Here is a 19818-nt window from a genome sequence, read left to right as displayed (position 1 = left end):
ACAATTTAAATGAAATCAAATCTTTTTAATTTACTTCGCACCAGTGTCTTATTGACCTCTATCGGTGCAATGGGCGCCACTTACGCCGCAGTTACACTGGATCGTACTCGTATTATTTTTGATGGTGATCAGCAGTCTATTAACATCACTATTCGCAATGATAACCCTGAACTGCCTTACTTAGCGCAGTCATGGTTAGAAGATGCGTCAGAGAAAAAATTGGAAGCTGGCCCGATTATCGCGACACCACCGATTCAGCGTATGGAGCCAAAATCCACCAGCTTAGTTCGTTTAAGCACGGCTCCTGATATCAGTAAGCTACCTCAAGATAGAGAGTCTCTGTTTTACTATAACTTGCGTGAAATTCCACCAAAATCAACAGAAGCAGGTGTTCTACAAATCGCCCTGCAAAGCCGTGTAAAACTGTTTTATCGCCCAGAAGCGATTGTGGCTGATAGCAAAAAAGATTGGACAAAACAGGTGACATTAACCCCAACAGCCAATGGTTATCAACTGAATAACCCAACAAGTTTTTATCTGACTATTATCGGCATTGGTAACAGCCAGAAGCAGTCTGAGCAGAGTGACTTTGATGCCGTTATGGTGCCACCGAAATCAACCCATAACCTAAAATCAGCAAAATTTGCGACACCATATCTCACCTATATCAATGATTATGGTGGAAAGCCATCACTGGCGTTTAAGTGCCAAGCATCGCAGTGCACAGTCACACCATAGACGTAACGGATAAACAGGAATATCAACATGAAACTGTATCACTTTGGGTTATCGCTCATGTTCGCCATGCCTGTATTGGCAGAAACGCCATCGCAACCCTCATTATTGGAAACAACAGGCACTGTTTATATTCATGCGCGTTTTCTCATAACGCCTTGCCAGCCTAATGTGACGATGACGAGAGCGGTCAATCATGTTAATGAGCCTGTTTATCAATTTACCGTGAGTTATGCCCATTGTGTCACCCGCACTTATAACCAAACGTGGGCGCCATTCACGTTGAAATTTGCGGGGCAGCAATATGTTTTTTCAAAGCCGCAGACAAATAAAAGTATGACCTTTTTACTTCCAGCCGAGAATTCAGCACGCCGTTTGGAGATGATTTATGACTAAAACATTCGCACTTATGGTTAGCATGAGTAGCTTGTTATTCACCAGCTACGGCAGCTTGGCAAATAGTCTATCCGTCTATTTTGAGGGAACACTAGTGCCTATTGGTTGTCGCTTATCCGACGATGACACGAAGAAAACGGTTTACTTATCGGGTCTGCGCTTTTCTGAACTTGAAAATCTGGGGCGTTCTGATGTTCAACCTTTTCAGTTGGATATCGTCGACTGCTCGACAGCGGCATTAAATAAGACCATCAAAATTACGCTAAATACTCAAGATATTGAAACTCACAATGGCGTCACCTATTTGAAAACAACTGGCGAGTCCAATGTGTTACTGGCGTTAACGGATGGCAAGAATGCTCAACCTTTGAAATTTAATACCCCGATTGATATCAGTACCGTCACGGAATCGGGAAAAGGCTCCATTAACCCGCTGCAATTTGGGGTATATGCGCAAAAGCCCTTTAACGGACGGCTCAAAACAGGGAGTTTCTCATCCTTAGTCACATTCAATCTGGACTACCAGTAGGAGAATGCAGATGAAAATATCCGGTTTTTTAGGGGCGATTTGCCTGCTTATGAGCAGCTTTTCACTGGCTGATATTTTAATTACGTTGGAAACCACACTGGTGCGTCCATCCTGTGTGATCACCAATGAAAATGGTGATAAAGAGCTGTATGTGAATTTTCAAAATGTCGCATTAGATCGCATAACAGAAGAAAAGCAAAACTTTGGGATCCTAATTAAACAGTGTGATCTGCGTAAAAACTTACGGATTTATTTGTCCCCAAAAGAGGGTTCAACCCTCACGATTAATAACGAAACGGTATTAAGCACCACGATCCAAGGATTAGGGATCCGCTTTTCCCAAGCCAATAGAAATACCGCTATCAATCTACTGAAATGGGAGCCCATCTTCCCGTCGGTGAGTGGTGACACCGCCACATTGACCTTGCAGTCACAATTAGTTACGAATCAAGTGCCTGAAACACTTGAAGTCGGCCCGTTTAGTGCGGCACTGTCAGTCATGATTGATTATCTTTAAAGTTAGGTAACGACAATGAAAAAAACATCTAAAACTTCACTAATTTCATTAATGACCATGCTGATGTCACTGTTTCTCTATAGCCAAGTGTCTCACGGGTTAACTCGCTACTCGTCCAGTGGTGGTGGCTATAGAATGAATCTTGTCTCCAATAACTCGGTCATCGCGAGCACTCCGACAATTGGAAGCAATGGCGAGAAATACTATTCTGTCGCTCCGCCAAATAAAGAAGGTATTGTGATTAATGAAAGTTCATCACAGCCTTACGGTACTGTGTATTGTAAGGTGAACTTTTTAGCGGGTAACTACCAAAACGGACTGGCATGGAACTATGCCTTTCATCGTGTTTTTGCTTATATGCCAGAAGCTGGATTTACCATTAAAGGGCTCACCGCTTATAGAATTAATGCGAATACTTATTTCACACTGTATTCAGACAATGGAATTACTCAGGGTTGGAAAAACATTTCTGGACGTGGATGTTCTTCTGAAGAAATGGGGCCATTAGACGCTGGGTTCTTCACCGTTCAATTCCCATTTGAAGTACGCATTTATGTGAAAGATATTCCGATAGATGGCAAGGTCGTTATTCCACCAGCAATGATTGCGGGCTATACCCGAATGTTCCAATATCCGGGTGCACCTGATGTGTTTGTGCCAGCGGATAAAGCGAGTGTAAAACTGGATTTAACTCAGTCGGTGATTAACTACCCATCAAACTGTAAATCCAATATTGATAACTTAAATATCAATCACAATACACTGGATGCCATTGAATTTGATAGTAAAAAAACCCGTACTGCGACCTATCAATGTGATAGAAGTCAGGGAGTTAGAGTGAAGTTCGCCTTAGATTACGTTATGGATAACGATCCGCAAAAGCGTGTACCACTGAAGTCAGGTAATAACACGATTTACTCCGAGTTATCGCTGTACGATGCAGAGAGTAACCAACGCGGTAAAACTATCGAAACCACCATTGATAAAGTGAAAAATATTGAAATCGAAAGCCACCTTTATGGATTAGATGCTGAGCCCGGAAAATACACTGGCAACGCGTGGTTAATTGCGACTTATTTATAATTAACATGCAGTAAAATTTTATGATTATGCTTTCTCGTGCTGTATTTATTAGTATTTTTATTATTTGGAATCTCGCCAGCATAATTTACATTGATAATTTAGGTAGCTTAAGGCAATCGCTACCTCAAAATATTATTAGCTGGTTAGCGATTGCATTAATCATTTCCATCATTGCATTTACAGTGTTTTATAGAAAAAATCGGATTTTTATTACTATTCCTGCAATGTGTTTTTGTTTAGCGCTAGCCATATTAAGCATCAATCTTTTTTATATAAAAGAAAGTCATAATGTTATATTTTGGTATTGGTCTGGCATCAGCGCAGGAGTCGTACTGTATATTGTCGGATTGCAAATACGAGAGAAGTGGTTAATTCAATCTTTCTGTATTTATTGCTTTATTGCTATTAATGTTATCCAGTGTTTATTTACTATTTATCAATACTTTTTTGAAACTACTATTTTTTATTTTGCAACCGATATGCGGTCATATGGTTTGACGCAACAAATTACCATTTTGTCGGTTAACATGGCGATGAGCTGTATGTTTTCGTTGATGACCCTAGTGTTATCACAATTTAAACTTGCATCGCTTACCCAAGAAAAATGCCGTATAACGCTATTAAGTCTCTGCATTTTCTTGTTTACAGTGACGCTGGTTGTTCTGCAATCTATCACCACAACATTGAGTTTCGCAGTGTGTGCTTTTGTTTTTATCTGTTTGTTTTATCAAAAGAATAAAGTAAGAGTGAGCGCCAGCTATTTCATTATTGCCCTCGCTGTATTTATTGGCGTTTACCTTATTCAGCTGTGCCCAAAGTATATCGACAGTGAGATAATCAACCGCTTTCACCTTAAGCAAATGTTACGATTTTCCATCTCACTGTTTATCTACCCACCAGCTGAAGTTTGGGAACAACCTTTAATACTTAATGCGAGTATGGAGAAAAACCAGCTCCCATTTTTAAGCTCTGAAAATTATATTGTGCCACATATTTATAATGAGATATTGCGTTGGATTATGACTGGTGGGTTTATTAACCTTATTTTTATGTCATTACTAATAACGGGTGGAATATATGTTATTTACCAATCAATCATTAAATACAAAAAAAATGGGAACGGTTATTCCATATCCTTAATATTGGCATTAACGCCTGTAGTTATTAATAGCAACTTAGAGCACCCATTTTTACAATCAGTGTTACATTGGGGAATGATTATACTGTTTTTATCATTTTCAGATGCGTCATTCCCATTAAAAGAACAATCAAGCTTTTATATTAACAAGCACTTATCGTTATTATTTAGCTTTAGCACTTTTATTATTGGCCTAAGCGTTTTTATTATTGGATTAAATTTATTTAATGGCCAATCTTTCTTTCACACCAATATTTTCTCATTTGCATAATGAGAAAATTAAAAGATAAACGAGGACAGCATAATGACTCTCTATGACAATCAAATCTCCAATACCGATATTGGTGCAAAAGTTCGCAAGCGCCGCCTATTATTAGGTTGGAGCGCCAGTATTCTTGGTAAAAAAACTGGCTTAAGCCAACAACAAATCTCTCGTTATGAACGCGGAACTCAAAATTTTACGATCCACCGATTATGTATTTTTGCTAATGTGCTTCAGTGTGATTTAAATTACTTTTTAGAGCGTAGAAATCCTTCGGTAACAGTACCGATTAATCTGTAATGCCGCTGTATTCATACCACCGACAGCCTAATTTAGTCGCAACATAATCATGCCCTCTAAGTCTCTTTTTAGAGGGTATTTTTATGAGTAAAAGTAACCTAAACTGATATTTCTACATCACTGAAATCTGCTAACCCACTCATTAGAAAAAACAAATAATAACAATGCATTATAGCTCAATTAGAGGCTCCATTTCGTCGAGGTATTAAACGCGGTGATTACCCCACGGGTCATCAGATAAATTAGCTTCATCCATTGAATCATCTTCTAGCATATCAAGATAGAACGCTTCAACTTCAGCCCGCGCCCATGGCGTTCTTCGTAGGAATTTTAAGCTTGATTTGATACTGGGATCTTTGTTGAAGCAATTGATTTTGATAATGCTGCCTAATTTTGCCCAACCATAATGGTTAACTAATTCTGTTACCTGCATTTCAAGCGTAACCCCATGTAACGGGTCTTTAGATTTATGTTCAGTCATTTGGATTACCTTATAGGGCATTTCAGAGTGTTCAAAGCACGCGAAGGTTACAAGAAAAGCAAGGCGCTCGCAATCAATACGGCAAGTGACAGGCTCCTTAGTGAAAACATAAAAAAATCCCCCAGCAAGCTACCCTGCTGGGGGATGATTTATTCACAAGTAAAACTCGTAAATTACAGAACGTCTACGCAGTTCAGTTCTTTGAATGCTTGCTCTAAACGAACAACCATTGAGTCTTGTGCTTTACGCAGCCACACACGTGGATCGTAGTATTTTTTGTTTGGCTTATCATCGCCTTCTGGGTTACCTAACTGAGATTGTAGGTAGCCTTCTTTCGCTTTGTAATACTGTAAAATACCATCCCATGTTGCCCACTGAGTATCAGTATCGATGTTCATTTTGATAACACCGTAGCTTACTGCTTCTTTGATTTCAGCAGCGCTTGAACCGGAACCACCGTGGAAAACGAAATCTAAGCTGTTGTGTGGCAGGTTAAATTTCTCAGACACGTAGTCTTGGGAATTACGCAGAATTTTTGGCGTTAATTGTACGTTACCTGGCTTATAAACACCGTGTACGTTACCAAAAGAAGCCGCGATAGTGAAACGTGGGCTGATAGCGTTCAGTTTTTCGTAAGCGTAAGCTACGTCTTCTGGTTGGGTGTACAGCGCTGAGCTGTCCATGCCAGTGTTATCAACACCGTCTTCTTCACCACCAGTACAACCTAATTCGATTTCCAGAGTCATGTCGATTTTCGCCATGCGCTCTAAATATTTAGAACAGATTGCAATGTTTTCTTCCAGAGATTCTTCTGACAGGTCAATCATGTGAGAAGAGAACAGTGGTTTACCAGTTTTCGCGTAGTGTTTTTCACCCGCATCTAATAGACCGTCAATCCATGGCAGTAATTTCTTCGCACAGTGGTCAGTGTGCAGAATCACTGGCACACCGTAGTGCTCTGCCATTTGGTGTACGTGGTATGCACCTGAAATTGCACCTAAGATAGCTGCTTGTTGCCCTTCAGCTTTCAGGCCTTTACCTGCGATAAATGCAGCACCACCGTTAGAGAACTGAACAATAACTGGAGCGCGTACTTTAGCTGCCGCTTCAAGTACGGCGTTAATTGAATCAGTACCAACACAGTTCACAGCTGGCAATGCAAAGTTATTTTCTTTGGCAACCGCGAAAACTTTCTGTACATCATCACCAGTGATAACACCTGGTTTAACAAAATCAAAAATTTTAGACATGTGAAAAGGTCCTGTGGTGAACAGGCAGCCTACGCTGCCTGTTGTGTATGAACAAATTAATTACGCTTTAGCACGTTCTTCTAGCATCACAACGGCTGGGAGCTTTTTACCTTCAACAAATTCAAGGAAAGCACCGCCACCGGTAGAAATGTATGAAATCTTATCAGCGATACCGAATAAATCGATCGCCGCTAGGGTGTCACCACCACCAGCGATTGAGAAAGCGTCGCTGTCTGCAATAGCACGAGCAACGATTTCAGTTCCCTTACGGAAGTTAGGGAATTCGAATACGCCCACAGGGCCGTTCCAAAGAATGGTTTTCGCATTTTTCAGAATTTCAGCCAGACGTTCTGCGGATTCATCACCTAAGTCCAGAATTTGCTCATCATCTTTGATAGCGTTACTTGCTTTCAGTGTTGCTTCTGCAGTTTCTGAGAACTCGGTAGCCACGCGAACATCAGTTGGCACTGGGATTTGGCAGTTAGCCAGTAATTTTTTCGCTTCTGGGATCAGGTCCGCTTCATACAGTGAACGACCCACATTGTTGCCTTCTGCTGCGATGAAAGTATTCGCGATACCGCCACCCACAATCAGTTGGTCAGCGATTTTAGACAGGGAATCTAACACAGTCAGTTTAGTGGAAACTTTAGAACCACCTACGATAGCAACCATTGGACGCGCTGGGTTACCTAACGCTTTGCCTAATGCTTCTAATTCGTTGCTTAACAGAGGGCCTGCACACGCAACTGGTGAGAATTTAGCAACGCCGTGCGTTGACGCTTGAGCACGGTGAGCCGTACCGAATGCATCCATAACGTAGACATCACACAGTGCTGCATACTGTTTAGACAGCGTTTCGTCGTCTTTCTTCTCGCCTTTGTTAAAGCGCACGTTTTCTAAAACGACTAATTCGCCAGCGGCGATATCAACACCGTTCAGGTAGTCTTTAACTAAACGAACTGGGTTGTCTAATTTTTCTGCCAGATAGTCAACAACAGGTTGCAGTGAAAACTCTTCATTGTACTCACCTTCCGTCGGACGACCGAGGTGGGAAGTAACCATGACTTTAGCACCTTGTTTCAGTGCTAATTCAATTGTTGGTAATGAAGCACGGATACGTGCATCTGAAGTAACTTTACCGTCTTTAACAGGAACGTTTAGGTCCGAACGAATGAAAACGCGTTTACCCGCTAAGTCCAAATCGGTCATCTTAATTACAGACATGGTGAATCCTCTTGTTGATTCTCTATAAAGTTTTCATTAGCGACTGTGCGAGGTGGTCAATAGCGTATTTATCTATTGTGCCCCGCTGTCTGTCAGACGCCAATTAGTTTAAACCTGTTGCTGCCATCGCTAGAGTTGTATCTAGCATCCGGTTAGCAAACCCCCATTCGTTATCACACCAAACCAGGGTTTTGATTAAGTTCTTGCCGCTAACTCGTGTTTGCGTGCCATCAATAATCGCACTGTGCGGATCATGATTAAAATCCATCGAGACTAACGGTAGTTCAGTATAGTCTACTATACCACGAAAATGCCCATGCGCGGCGCTCTGTAATAGCTTGTTGACTTTATCAACACAAACATCCGCATCTACAGTGACGCTTAAGTCAATGGCAGTGACATTGGTGGTTGGAACGCGTACAGAAATCGCTTCGAAGCTGCCTTGGAATTTTGGAAAAATTCGTGTGATCCCCGCGGCCAATTTGGTATCGACAGGAATGATCGACTGACTCGCTGCCCGCGTTCTGCGTAAATCTTTATGGTAGGCGTCAATCACAGGTTGATCATTCATGGATGCATGAATGGTGGTGACTGTGCCCGACTCAATACCAAATGCATCATCCAACACTTTGATGACTGGAATAATACAGTTGGTGGTACAAGATGCATTGGAAACGATACTATCGCTTCTTTGTAGGCTGTCATGGTTGACGCCATACACAATGGTCGCATCGAGATCATCGGTTCCCGGATGGGAAAAGAGCACTTTTTTCGCGCCGGCTTGCAGATGTTTTAACCCATCTTCGCGAGAGCCGTAAACGCCCGTGCAATCTAACACCACATCCACACCTAACTCTTTCCAAGGTAGCTTGCTGATATCCGCTTGATGGAAAAGACGCATATTGTCATCTCCAACCTGTAGCTGGTCGCCATTGAGACGAACATCCCACGCAAAGCGTCCGTGACTTGAATCATACTTCAGCAAATGAGCGATACCTTCTGGTTCCGCTAATTCATTGACCGCAACAACGACAATCTCTGCCCGGCGACCTGATTCATATAACGCTCTGAGAACACTTCGACCAATTCGACCGAAGCCGTTTATTGCTACCCTGATTGCCATTCTACACCTTGTATCTGAGCAAAATCACACGGTTGCTAAGGATAACTGACTACCACCAACTCTACTGCTCATTTTAACTGTCAAACATCAAAAGTGTGCTTCACTCGACATTTTTAAAATTTATTTACATTATTTCAAATGCAACTGAAACGGTTCAGCTTATTGAGTTTTAGATTAAGGGATATATTTAGAGAACGCAATAGAAAAACAAGAAACGGTGCACAAAAAAACAACGCCCCAATACCAAACTTGATATTGAGGCGTAAATTAAGTTAATTCACTTTATTTTCAGAGGTGCGGCCGTTTATTCGGAACACACCTCAAGCAATTAAATGAATTATTTCAGCAGAGATTTCGCAGCTTTAACCGCGTTTTCAACCGTAATGCCGAACTCTTTGTACAGCTGATCAGCTGGTGCTGATTCACCGAATGAGTGCATACCGATGATAGCGCCATTCAGGCCAGTGTATTTGAACCAGTAATCTGCGATACCCGCTTCGATAGCCACACGAGCAGTTACGTTTGCAGGCAGAACTGCTTCACGGTAAGCCGCGTCTTGCTTGTCGAATGCATCTGTAGAAGGCATAGAAACCACGCGAACTTTACGACCTTCCGCAGTCAGTTGCTCAGCCGCTTTCACCGCTAATTCAACTTCAGAACCGGTTGCAATAAAGATCAGCTCAGGCGTACCTGCGCAATCTTTCAGGATATAAGCCCCTTTCTCGATATTTGCTAATTGCTCAGCGGTACGAGGTTGCTGTTCCAGATTTTGACGAGAGAAAATCAGTGCGCTTGGACCATCTTTACGCTCAATGGCATATTTCCATGCAACTGCAGATTCCACTTGGTCACATGGACGCCATGTGCTCATGTTTGGAGTCACACGCAGGCTTGCCAGTTGTTCTACTGGTTGGTGCGTTGGGCCATCTTCACCCAGACCGATAGAGTCATGGGTATAAACGAAGATGCTGCGAATTTTCATCAGCGCTGCCATACGTACCGCGTTACGTGCGTATTCAACGAACATTAAGAATGTTGCGCCGTAAGGGATGAAGCCACCGTGCAGAGCGATACCGTTCATGATAGCGGACATACCGAATTCACGAACACCGTAATGGATGTAGTTACCCGCTTTGTCTTCGTTCAGAGGTTTAGAGCCAGACCACATGGTTAAGTTACTTGGCGCTAAGTCCGCAGAACCGCCCATGAATTCTGGTAATACTTTACCGAATGCTTCTAACGCGTTTTGAGATGCTTTACGGCTTGCGATATTCGCAGGGTTTTGTTGCAGATTTTCAACGAATTTTTTCGCTTCTGCATCAAAGTTCGCTGGCAGTTCACCCGCCATACGACGTTCGAATTCTTTCGCTAATTCTGGATGTGCTTTTGCGTATGCCGCAAATTTTTCATTCCAAGAATGCTGTTTTTCTTTACCGGCTTCGCGCGCATCCCAAGCTTGGTAAATATCTGCTGGGATTTCGAATGGACCGAATTTCCAGCCCAGTGCTTCACGAGTTGCTGCGATTTCAGCATCACCTAAAGGTGCGCCGTGAACCGCTTCGGTGCCTGCTTTGTTTGGTGAACCAAAACCGATAACGGTTTTGCACATAATCAGCGTTGGTTTGTCTGATTGTTTGTGTGCTTCGTTCACTGCAGCGTTGATTTGGTCTGCATCGTGACCATCGATGTCACGGATAACGTGCCAGCCGTATGCTTCGAAACGTGCTGCGGTATCATCGGTAAACCAGCCTTCAACTTCACCATCGATAGAGATGCCGTTGTCATCGTAGAATGCGACCAGTTTATTTAATTTCAGGGTACCCGCTAATGAACACACTTCATGGGAGATACCTTCCATCATGCAGCCGTCACCCATGAACACATAGGTGTGGTGGTCGACAACGTCGTGGCCTGGGCGGTTAAATTGTGCCGCTAAAGTACGTTCTGCAATCGCAAAACCCACTGCGTTTGCAATACCTTGACCTAAAGGACCGGTCGTGGTTTCAACGCCTGGTGTATAACCATATTCTGGGTGACCCGGGGTTTTAGAATGTAATTGACGGAAGTTCTTTAACTCATCAATAGATAAGTCATAACCGGTCAGGTGCAGCAAGCTGTAAATCAGCATTGAACCGTGACCGTTAGACAGTACGAAGCGGTCGCGGTTAGCCCAATGTGGATCTGCTGGGTTATGATTCATATGGTTGCGCCAAAGAACTTCAGCAATATCAGCCATGCCCATTGGTGCGCCAGGGTGCCCTGATTTTGCTTTTTGAACCGCATCCATACTTAGAAAGCGGATAGCATTAGCAAGGGTTTTACGAGTCGTCATTAGTATACTCCAAGTAGGATAGAACGTACTTAAACCAATATTCACAACGCAATAGGGAATCATTGCGGTTTATAGAGTTAGCCTCAATAATTCGAGCCGCAGGTGCATAAAAGCTTATTAGACCTACCCACAACTTGAAGTTTGGCGATGAGACCCTACGAAACTAGCGCAATTTCATCCATACAGCAATTATTTGAAACAATATGACAGCAGACTGCGGATCTTTATCGCAACCGTCAAGCTGAATCCTTTCCATTGCGCAAAATATCCCTTTGAGTTCTTCGTTTTGCGCAATTGCCTAACCTTATTAAACCTGAGTTCACCACTTAGGATCAAGGTGATTTATGCTTCTTGAGTAATTAGCCGCAATATTAGTGATATTTGGCAAATTTTTTACTGGAAAACCCGCACAAAACAACAAGGGCGCTCATCTTTGCGCCCTTGTTTTCACATTGCTTTCTTTATAACGATTAACGTTCTGTCATCGCCTGTTTCATCCGCGTGATAGGCTTAATCAGGTAATCAAAGACGCTTTTCTCACCCGTTTTGATATCCACCGATGCCACCATACCCGGAATGATTTCCATTTTATGGTTATTTTTATCTAACAAATAATTGGTATCCGTTTCGACAAGAATTCGGTAGAACGTCTCATCCGGATTAAGCTTCAATTCACTACGGCGATTATCATTACTCAGCGTGTCAGGGCTGATTAATTTCACCACCCCATTTAAGCCACCATAAATAGCGTAATCATAGGCGGTCACTTTCACCACCACGGGCATTCCCGGTCTTAAAAAAGCCACATCTTGCGGACGAATATAAGCTTCTACCATCAATTTGTCATCGAGGGGAATAATCTCAAGGATGTCTTGCCCCGTATTCACTACGCCACCGATGGTATTGATCTTAATGTTTTTTACGATGCCGTGAACGGGCGCGCGGATCTCTGAGCGAGTGACAGGATCTTCACGCATGCTCATGGTCTCTTCCGCTTGATCCAGTTCCGATTCTACTTTCACCAACTCAGCGTTTGCTTCCGCAAGGTAGTTATTCATGCGTTCATTAATTTGCGTCGCTAATTCAACGGACTGTCTTTCCATTCGCAGGATTTCCACATTGGAAACTAACCCTTCTTTCGCCAATGGTTTAGTGATAGCGATTTCTCTGTCCAGTAACCCTTTGCTTTGGCGTAAGCCTGCAATAGCTTGATCACGCTGCGTTTTTTTCGCGTTATAAGCATTGGTTTCACGCACTACTAATTCTTGATCCGTTATCTTTGAAAAATCAGGAACTTCGTTGCGAGACTCCCCCTGTAAACGTGCTGAAATGGCTTCAAGGTTTTGCACTCGCGCTTGGCTTTCACGCAGTAATGCCATACTGCGCGCATCATCCAGTTTCAGTAAAATTTGCCCTTTCTCAACAATATCCCCCTCTTTGACGTACATCTCTTGGATATTGCCGGGATCGATACTTTGAATAACTTGCTCGCGGCTGCTTGGGATAATAGTTCCCTGCCCACGAATGATCTCTTCTAAGTTGCTGTTATAGGCCCAAACGATAAAAATCGTCAGTAACAGCGCCAGAAAGATAATAGGTAAAAACAGTAAGTTACTGCGCTCTTTTCTCATTACCGATTCTAAATCGTGAGAAAAGTCACTGGAAAAAGTGCGATGCTCTTTTGGCGCTTTACCATATTGATCCATTTTAAATCGCCCCTTCTTCTTTATTAATTACGTGTCTAACCTGTGAAACGACTCGCACTTGTGGCGCAGGTTGTGGAGCGGGTTTATCTGTCGTGACTGTGCCTGTGGTTTGCTCCGTTTGTCCTAACGCTTTTAAGACTTTTTGTTTCGGACCATCAAGTAAGATTTTGCCTTCATCCATCACGATAATGCGGTCAACTAAACGTAAAATTGGCAATTTATGGGTGACGACGATCAGCGTTTTGTCTTTCGTCCACGCTTCTAGCGCATCGAGCACCAGTTTTTCGGTATCCACATCAATGCCCGTGGTTGGCTCATCCAGCAACACCACATTTGGGTTGTGCAGGGTTAACTGCGCCAGTGCCACCATCTGTTTTTGTCCGCCTGAAAGCCCTAAACCATCTTCCCCTAGTGGCATATCAAGTCCGGCTGGATGCTGACGAATGATTTTATCGAGCTGGAAGCGCTTGAGTGCACGCACTAAATCGTCATCGCTGGAGTAACCATCAAGACGCGCCAAATCCAAGTTTTCACGCAGAGTTCCGAAGAATAAACGCGGCTTTTGCGTCAACATGCCGACTTTGCTTCTGAGGAAAATCGGGTCAATTTGGCGAATATCGAGATCATCTAAGCTGATATTCCCTTGCTGCTGTTCATATAGCCCGGTGAGTAATTTCAGTAATGTACTTTTCCCGCCACCAATTTTGCCGAGGATCGCGACTTTCTCTCCCGCTTTGATCTCTAAGTTAATGTTGTTTAATGCTGGCTGCCCATCTTTATTATATTGATAAGTCACATTGGCCAGTCGTAATGCGCCATTAACAGAAGTCGGTGAAATGTATTTTTTATGATCTTCGCGTTCGATAGGACGGCTAAAGATATTTCGCACGCCCGCTAATGCCATACGCGCAGATTGAAAACGTGTTGCCAACCCTGCAATTTGCCCAAGCGGTGCTAACGCGCGACCGGATAAGATCACACTGGCGATCAGCGCCCCCATCGTAATACGCGAGTTCACATCGTTCGCGTGGATCAAATAAGTCCCTAAACACACTAACCCGACGGTATTCAGCTGCTGCATCGCCGCACTGAAGTTGACCATAAAGTTGGTCAGGTTACGCACGGCAATGGATGAAAATGCCGTTTTCTCTGTGAGCATTTCCCAGCGCTGTTGAGCCCAATTCACTGCATTATTCAGCTTTAAGGTTTCGATCCCTTCAATGGATTCCACCGCTAAGCCTTGGCGTTGAGACGTTTCTTTCATTGAGGCGTTGATCCCTTTCGCCAATGGCTTTTGGATCAAAAGACCCGCGATCACCACAATTGGGATAATGGTCAATGGCACCAATGCTAAGTAACCACCGATCATGCTGATCACGCCGATAAACAGTAAAATAAACGGCAGATCGACAAGGGCTAATAAGCTTGCGCTGGTCATAAATTCACGAATGGATTCGAAGTCACGCAAATTGTTCGCATACGATCCCGATGAGGCTGGACGCTTATCAAGGCGAATTCCCATCACGCGATGAAATAGCATGGCGCTGATCACGATGTCCGCTTTTTTCCCTGCGATATCTAATAGGTAAGATCGCAGCATTTTAGCGAGAAATTCAAAACCAATGGCCAGCACAACACCGATGGTCAGTACCCATAAGGTTTCGTAAGCTTGGTTCGGGATTACGCGGTCATACACGTTCATCACATACAGGGAGCTGATTAACGCTAATAAGTTGATCACAAATGATGCGATGATCACTTGGTAGTAATATTTTTTATAGCGCCAAATCACTTTCCAAAATCCGCTGGTTTCGTATTTATCAATTTCCGAACGGGTTTCTGAGCGAATATTGCGTTTAATAAACCAGCTATAGCCGTTGTAATTCACTGCCAGATCTTGCACGCTCAATGTCTGACGTAAGCCTTCTTCCGTTAAGATCTCAAAATGACGCCCATTTTCACCGTCTTCAATTTTGCTGATCACCACCGATTCATTGTTCCCCAAAAGTGCCAAAAAAGGCGCGGCAATCGTCGGGATCTTATGCAGATCGATTTCAATGATCTGGTTATCAAATTGATGGGAATTCAACACATTCACCAACGAGGCATAATCGAAAGACTTCGACTCAGTACGCTTGGTTTGTGCTAATAAAATTTCCGGTGAAAGGGTATAACCCAAACGCTTGGTAACTAATGATAGGTTATTAATAATATTCATAATTTATCTGGAAGCCAATTCTTGGTTCATCCATGCAGACATTTTTGCCTGCACACTGAGGTAATTGAGTGTCGCGTCGCGGAAGTCGTTCTGTAAGATAACAGCGCTGGTTTGAATGCTCGCCAGCTCGTTATACGCATCGAGCAAGTCAATCAAGCTGCGGCGGTTGATGGTGAACTGTTTTTCATAGTTACTGATCACCACTTTTTGCTCTGCGATATACGCCTTCGCAATGTTTCCTTGCTTTTCACTTTGCGCCATATTGATCGCCGCAGATTGGCTCATCTCTTTGATTTCGCGGAATGTCTTTTTAATACGTTCGTTCGCTGCGGACAGGGCGTACTCTTTCTGTGCTTGGCTGTAATAGCTCGCTTGATCGAAAATATTCCAAGAAACACGTAAGAACACTTCGCTATTATCTGGCGTTGCATTAACTTCTAAATTCAGTGCTGGCTTTCTCATGGCGCTAGCGACTTTAACTTCGGCATCAAGGCTTTGAGCATCGGCCACTTGGGCTTTGTAACTTGGGTTATTTTCTAGATTATCTTCTTGAAATTTAGCTAAAATCGCACCGCTAGTCGTGGCTCTAAATGGGTCAACAAATTGGTCAACGGTTAGCTGGCGCTGAGTCAAAATCGATAATTGGCTCAGGGCTAAGTTCAGGTTTCTCTCTGTTTCAGCGCGGCTCATTTCTACCTTTAAGGTGCGCGCTTTCACTTGCGTTAATTCGCTCATTCGACCGGAGTCATGCTGAACAATCGTGGTCAGTTGCTTTTCAATTTGGTGATGGCGAACGAGATTTTCATCAATCACATCAAGGGTTTCTTTGTGGCGTAAAACCTGCAAATAAAGCTGGCTGATGCGCACGCTGATATCTTCTTGAGAAAGAATATATTGGTTTTCATAGTAACTTTGCTTGGACTGTTCGCGGTCGACACCCGCTTCAATTCCGCCCCAAGCATAAATGTTCATGGTCGCTTTGGTACCAAGGTGAAACCCCGATTCCATCGCGTTACTTTCGTATTTGTGTTGCTGCGCAAGAGGCTGGGTTCCCATTAAACTGATGACAGGGTAATGCCCCGCTTCCGCTGCACTCACGTTGCTTTGTGCCGCTTGATAATTGGCATAAGCCTCTTGGACTTCTGGGGCATTATCGAGAGAATCTTTTAATAGGTTTTTTAATTCAACCACATCTGCCACAGCAGAAAGGGAAAGCATCTTCACGAAGAATAACGCTAAGATGCTATTAATTAGAGATTTCATAAAGTTGGCACAAAGTAAATAAAACTGGTGTTGGCGAAATAAAATATTGAGGGCTACCCATGGTAACCCTCAATAATTAGCCTTAAATAATGGCGCTCTGAGTTTCTTGTAATGCATCTAACGATGAATTCATGAAACCAGTAGAGTGACTTGATGTTGCATTGACATCGGTGTCTACTCCATGTAACTCCATTGCACTTTCTGGTGAGAACAATTTCAGCGCTGTTAAATCAGTATCATTTAAGCCTGTGTTGCCAGACTCTTTTAACTTACTGATATCCACTGTAATTGATGACTTACCGTTGGTACCGTCGTTATCAGTTAACGTCAGCGTAAAGGTCTCTTTTTCCATTCCTGTTGGGCGTGTTGCCCCCGGACGATAGGTTAAGTGACCGAAGTTTTTCTCGCCTAAAGAGATAGAGAGTAAACCACCCGCGTCTGTTTTGACTGCTAACTCACCCTGACCAAAATCAACCCACATACTCTTATCAAGGTTATCCGACGTAATTTTATTAGCTGTTGGATCATATTTGTACGTGTGGCCATCCACTTCAATGCTGATGGATTTCATGCCATCCGCACCGAAGCTCAGGGTTTCCTTGCCATCATTCGCTTTTGAGAAGCTACTTTCGATGGTGTTTTCGTTAGGAACATATTTGCTCAGGATGTTGCCTAAAGAGCTCATATCTTTCAGAACGATAACGTCGTTAGCATCGTTGTTTTCGCCTTTTTGACCATCAAAAGCGATTGGCTTGATAAACTCTTCACCTGTTTTGCCACCCACGCTATTGAGCATATCTTTACCAATACCAATCGCTACGGAACGAATACCTTTTTCCGTTAAGAAGGCCTTCCAGCTATCTTCACCTATGTCTGAATAAGGGCTACCCGGTACAAAACCATTTGGCGATATTGGTGCGATACCATTTCCAGCAGCAGGATCTTGGCTACTGCTTTGGTTACCAAAGTTCGGAATACCATCAGTAATCACAAACAATGTGTTATCTAGTTTTCCATTAATATCTTTTGCATCAATCGGTTCCATGCCACTACTGGATGTTTTTTGGAAAATACTAATCACCTGCTGCAATGCCGCATCATAGTTAGTATCTACACCGATAACATGCCAGTCTGGGCGTAGCGCCTGAGCACCACGTAAGCCTTCAATAATTTGTTTCGCTTCAGAGATGGTACACCAGTATGGTTGATCCATCGGGTAACCCTGCGCTCCACCAATTGCCGATGCTTTCTTAGCAAAACCATTAATGCTAACGCGCACTTCTCCTGCATCTGCACTGTTTAAACGCTCTTCGTAACTATTTAACACACTGTCAATTGAATCTAACGCAGCGTCATATCGCGTTTTCATTCCTGATGAATTACTATTTTGAATACCGCTGTCATCCATCCCCATACTACTGGATAGATCTAACGAAATTATCAGGTTAGCGTAGAATGTATTCTCTGTTGGCGGTTCTACTGATAACTCAACATTCGAGGCCTCAGGCTTATCATCATGAACCACGATTTCAGTTTTCACTTCATCGGTGCCATTTTTCACACCAAACTCAATATTCAGAGAATCTTTGCCTGCTGGGTGATCGACAAGGCCTTTTAGATTAACTTCATAATTAACCTTTGTGCTGCCATCTACGGTTGGGGTATCTGTCACTTTAACGGAAATCACTTCTTTTCCATTTGGTGTTTTACCCACAAAACCATTATCAATCGGTTCCCATGAAATAGGCTCCCCGCCTGAAGTCAGCTTGGTTGTCGGCTCAATAATCTTAATATCGCTTGGAGTTGTTGGTTTATCCGTTGGGTTGGATAACTCAATAACGCCATGCACAGTCACTGGCGATTTATCACCCGCGGTTCCATCCGTTCTTAAGCCTTTCTCGAAGACTTCGGTCGGTGTCGTCTGCGTTGGTGTGATATCAATAGTGACAGTGGCTGTATTTGAGATACTGCCATCCTTATCTTTTACGGTATAAGTAATGGTATCTTGGCCTGTTGCACCCGGTTTTGGTGTATAAATCAGTTTGCCATCTGCATCAAACGTCGCGGTACCTTTGCTGCCATTCTTTTCGATATGCAGGGTTGATTTATCCAACTCTCCATCAGGATCTTTGTCATTAATCAACACATCAATAACGGTCGGAACACCTTGCTTAGTTTGACCATGATCATCACCAGCAACCGGTGGCTCATTGATTGCGATGGTCACGGTTGCTTTATTGGAAATATTACCGTTAGCATCCTTCACTGTGTAAGTGATGGTGTCCGTACCCTTCGCATCTGCATTCGGGGTGTACACCAATTTGCCGTTCACAATACTCACGGTACCTTGTGATGGCTGCTCAACAACGGCTAACGTATTTGGATCGATATCATTATCTAAGTCAGTATCATTACCGAGTACATCAATCTCAACAGGTGTCGCTTTGTTGGTTTTTGCTGAATCGTCTTTCGCCACTGGTGCCGCGTCGATATCTACTGTCACCGTTGCTTCGTTGGAGACGTTACCGTTCTTATCGAACACTTGGTACGTAATGGTATCCGTACCCACTTCGCCGGCATTCGGGGTATAAACTAGCTTGCCATCAACAATGGTCGCGGTGCCTTTGTTGCCGTTGGTTTTGATCACCAGTGTGCTTGGGTCGATATCTTTGTCTAAATCGGTGTCATTCGCTAACACGTCGATGGTCACGGGTACCGATTCTTTGGTTGCCGCTTTATCATCGATAGCCACTGGCGCCGCATCAATGTCGATGGTCACGGTGGCGATATTGGAGACGTTACCGTTACTGTCTTTGACTTGGTAGGTGATGGTATCTTGACCCACTTCGCCCGCGTTTGGCGTGTACACCAACTTACCGTTAACAAATTCTGCCGTCCCTTTGCTACCGTTGGTTTTGATCTCCAGCGTGCTTGGGTTGATGTCGTTGTCTAAGTCGGTGTCGTTCGCCAACACATCGATGGTTACTGCCACCGATTCTTTGGTAGTCGCTTTATCATCGATAGCCACTGGCGCCGCGTCGATGTCGATGGTCACAGTGGCGACATTGGAGACGTTGCCCTTGCTGTCTTTGACTTGGTACGTGATGGTATCCGTGCCCACTTCACCTTTGTTTGGCGTGTACACCAACTTACCGTTAACAAATTCTGCCGTCCCTTTGCTGCCGTTGGTTTTGATCACCAGCGTGCTTGGGTTGATGTCGTTGTCTAAGTCGGTGTCGTTCGCCAACACATCGATGGTTA

General features: G+C 43.5%; 16 protein-coding genes. 7 read left to right on the top strand and 9 right to left on the bottom strand.

The genetic code is table 11. From position 1 onward, the window contains the following. Positions 1-9: 9 nt before the first annotated feature. Genes GKR74_RS16475 through GKR74_RS16445 form a run of 7 tightly spaced genes read left to right on the top strand, consistent with a single transcriptional unit; the run spans position 10 to position 4960 of the window. On the top strand, positions 10-738 hold the full coding sequence (locus GKR74_RS16475) for a fimbria/pilus periplasmic chaperone (RefSeq protein WP_154604470.1): 729 nt from the start codon (positions 10-12) through the stop codon (positions 736-738). 27 nt (positions 739-765) lie between these two features. Beyond that, positions 766-1131, top strand: coding sequence for a hypothetical protein (locus tag GKR74_RS16470; protein ID WP_154604469.1), 366 nt, complete (start codon positions 766-768; stop codon positions 1129-1131). Beyond that, the gene (locus GKR74_RS16465) at positions 1124-1660 is read left to right on the top strand and encodes a fimbrial protein (RefSeq protein WP_154604468.1); all 537 of its coding nucleotides are present in this window, start codon (positions 1124-1126) and stop codon (positions 1658-1660) included. Before GKR74_RS16470 ends, GKR74_RS16465 begins: the two co-directional genes overlap by 8 nt. A gap of 10 nt (positions 1661-1670) precedes the next feature. Next, complete coding sequence (locus GKR74_RS16460) at positions 1671-2177, top strand: fimbrial protein (RefSeq protein ID WP_036953978.1); 507 nt, start codon at positions 1671-1673, stop codon at positions 2175-2177. A gap of 15 nt (positions 2178-2192) precedes the next feature. Beyond that, positions 2193-3260 (top strand): adhesin, encoded by a 1068-nt coding sequence (locus GKR74_RS16455; RefSeq protein ID WP_154604467.1) that lies wholly within the window; start codon positions 2193-2195, stop codon positions 3258-3260. Positions 3261-3280: 20 nt separating this feature from the next. After that, positions 3281-4669, top strand: a complete 1389-nt coding sequence (locus GKR74_RS16450; protein WP_154604466.1) for an O-antigen ligase domain-containing protein — start codon at positions 3281-3283, stop codon at positions 4667-4669. Positions 4670-4702: 33 nt separating this feature from the next. Further along, a complete protein-coding gene (locus GKR74_RS16445) occupies positions 4703-4960 on the top strand; it encodes a helix-turn-helix domain-containing protein (RefSeq protein WP_154604465.1) in 258 nt (85 codons plus the stop codon). A gap of 205 nt (positions 4961-5165) precedes the next feature. Here the strand turns inward: GKR74_RS16445 and GKR74_RS16440 are convergent, their stop codons facing one another. From GKR74_RS16440 to GKR74_RS16400, 9 genes are all read right to left on the bottom strand, one after another. Continuing rightward, on the bottom strand, positions 5166-5441 hold the full coding sequence (locus tag GKR74_RS16440) for a VF530 family DNA-binding protein (RefSeq protein WP_154604464.1): 276 nt from the start codon (positions 5439-5441) through the stop codon (positions 5166-5168). 173 nt (positions 5442-5614) lie between these two features. Beyond that, positions 5615-6691: a class II fructose-bisphosphate aldolase gene (gene fbaA, locus GKR74_RS16435; RefSeq protein ID WP_132496207.1), complete on the bottom strand. Its 1077-nt coding sequence runs from the start codon at positions 6689-6691 to the stop codon at positions 5615-5617. 60 nt (positions 6692-6751) lie between these two features. Further along, entirely contained in the window at positions 6752-7915 is a 1164-nt protein-coding gene (pgk, locus tag GKR74_RS16430) for a phosphoglycerate kinase (RefSeq protein WP_036953968.1), read from the bottom strand. 103 nt (positions 7916-8018) lie between these two features. Next, positions 8019-9038, bottom strand: coding sequence for an erythrose-4-phosphate dehydrogenase (gene epd, locus GKR74_RS16425; RefSeq protein ID WP_154604463.1), 1020 nt, complete (start codon positions 9036-9038; stop codon positions 8019-8021). Positions 9039-9375: 337 nt separating this feature from the next. Beyond that, complete coding sequence (tkt, locus tag GKR74_RS16420; RefSeq protein WP_154604462.1) at positions 9376-11370, bottom strand: transketolase; 1995 nt, start codon at positions 11368-11370, stop codon at positions 9376-9378. 470 nt (positions 11371-11840) lie between these two features. Further along, positions 11841-13076: an HlyD family efflux transporter periplasmic adaptor subunit gene (locus GKR74_RS16415; protein ID WP_154604461.1), complete on the bottom strand. Its 1236-nt coding sequence runs from the start codon at positions 13074-13076 to the stop codon at positions 11841-11843. 1 nt (position 13077) lies between these two features. Further along, a complete protein-coding gene (locus GKR74_RS16410) occupies positions 13078-15294 on the bottom strand; it encodes a type I secretion system permease/ATPase (RefSeq protein WP_154604460.1) in 2217 nt (738 codons plus the stop codon). Positions 15295-15297: 3 nt separating this feature from the next. Then, positions 15298-16557 (bottom strand): TolC family protein, encoded by a 1260-nt coding sequence (locus tag GKR74_RS16405; RefSeq protein WP_154604459.1) that lies wholly within the window; start codon positions 16555-16557, stop codon positions 15298-15300. 82 nt (positions 16558-16639) lie between these two features. Next, positions 16640-19818, bottom strand: a 3179-nt coding sequence (locus GKR74_RS16400) for an Ig-like domain-containing protein (RefSeq protein WP_195848782.1), incomplete at its 5' end; no start/stop codon positions are given.

The organism is Providencia sp. wls1914 (assembly GCF_009706645.1).
Taxonomy (GTDB): Bacteria; Pseudomonadota; Gammaproteobacteria; order Enterobacterales; family Enterobacteriaceae; genus Providencia; species Providencia zhijiangensis.
The sequence above is the reverse complement of the archived record's forward strand: the minus strand, read 5'-3'. Positions and strand labels throughout refer to the sequence as shown.

Excerpts from the sequence above, each read along its gene's own strand:
- GKR74_RS16475 (WP_154604470.1), top strand. The coding sequence starts at position 10 with ATGAAATCAAATCTTTTTAATTTACTTCGCACCAGTGTCTTATTGACC.
- GKR74_RS16470 (WP_154604469.1), top strand. The coding sequence starts at position 766 with ATGAAACTGTATCACTTTGGGTTATCGCTCATGTTCGCCATGCCTGTA.
- GKR74_RS16465 (WP_154604468.1), top strand. The coding sequence starts at position 1,124 with ATGACTAAAACATTCGCACTTATGGTTAGCATGAGTAGCTTGTTATTC.
- GKR74_RS16460 (WP_036953978.1), top strand. The coding sequence starts at position 1,671 with ATGAAAATATCCGGTTTTTTAGGGGCGATTTGCCTGCTTATGAGCAGC.
- GKR74_RS16455 (WP_154604467.1), top strand. The coding sequence starts at position 2,193 with ATGAAAAAAACATCTAAAACTTCACTAATTTCATTAATGACCATGCTG.
- GKR74_RS16450 (WP_154604466.1), top strand. The coding sequence starts at position 3,281 with ATGATTATGCTTTCTCGTGCTGTATTTATTAGTATTTTTATTATTTGG.
- GKR74_RS16445 (WP_154604465.1), top strand. The coding sequence starts at position 4,703 with ATGACTCTCTATGACAATCAAATCTCCAATACCGATATTGGTGCAAAA.
- GKR74_RS16440 (WP_154604464.1), bottom strand. The coding sequence starts at position 5,441 with ATGACTGAACATAAATCTAAAGACCCGTTACATGGGGTTACGCTTGAA.
- fbaA (WP_132496207.1), bottom strand. The coding sequence starts at position 6,691 with ATGTCTAAAATTTTTGATTTTGTTAAACCAGGTGTTATCACTGGTGAT.
- pgk (WP_036953968.1), bottom strand. The coding sequence starts at position 7,915 with ATGTCTGTAATTAAGATGACCGATTTGGACTTAGCGGGTAAACGCGTT.
- epd (WP_154604463.1), bottom strand. The coding sequence starts at position 9,038 with ATGGCAATCAGGGTAGCAATAAACGGCTTCGGTCGAATTGGTCGAAGT.
- tkt (WP_154604462.1), bottom strand. The coding sequence starts at position 11,370 with ATGACGACTCGTAAAACCCTTGCTAATGCTATCCGCTTTCTAAGTATG.
- GKR74_RS16415 (WP_154604461.1), bottom strand. The coding sequence starts at position 13,076 with ATGGATCAATATGGTAAAGCGCCAAAAGAGCATCGCACTTTTTCCAGT.
- GKR74_RS16410 (WP_154604460.1), bottom strand. The coding sequence starts at position 15,294 with ATGAATATTATTAATAACCTATCATTAGTTACCAAGCGTTTGGGTTAT.
- GKR74_RS16405 (WP_154604459.1), bottom strand. The coding sequence starts at position 16,557 with ATGAAATCTCTAATTAATAGCATCTTAGCGTTATTCTTCGTGAAGATG.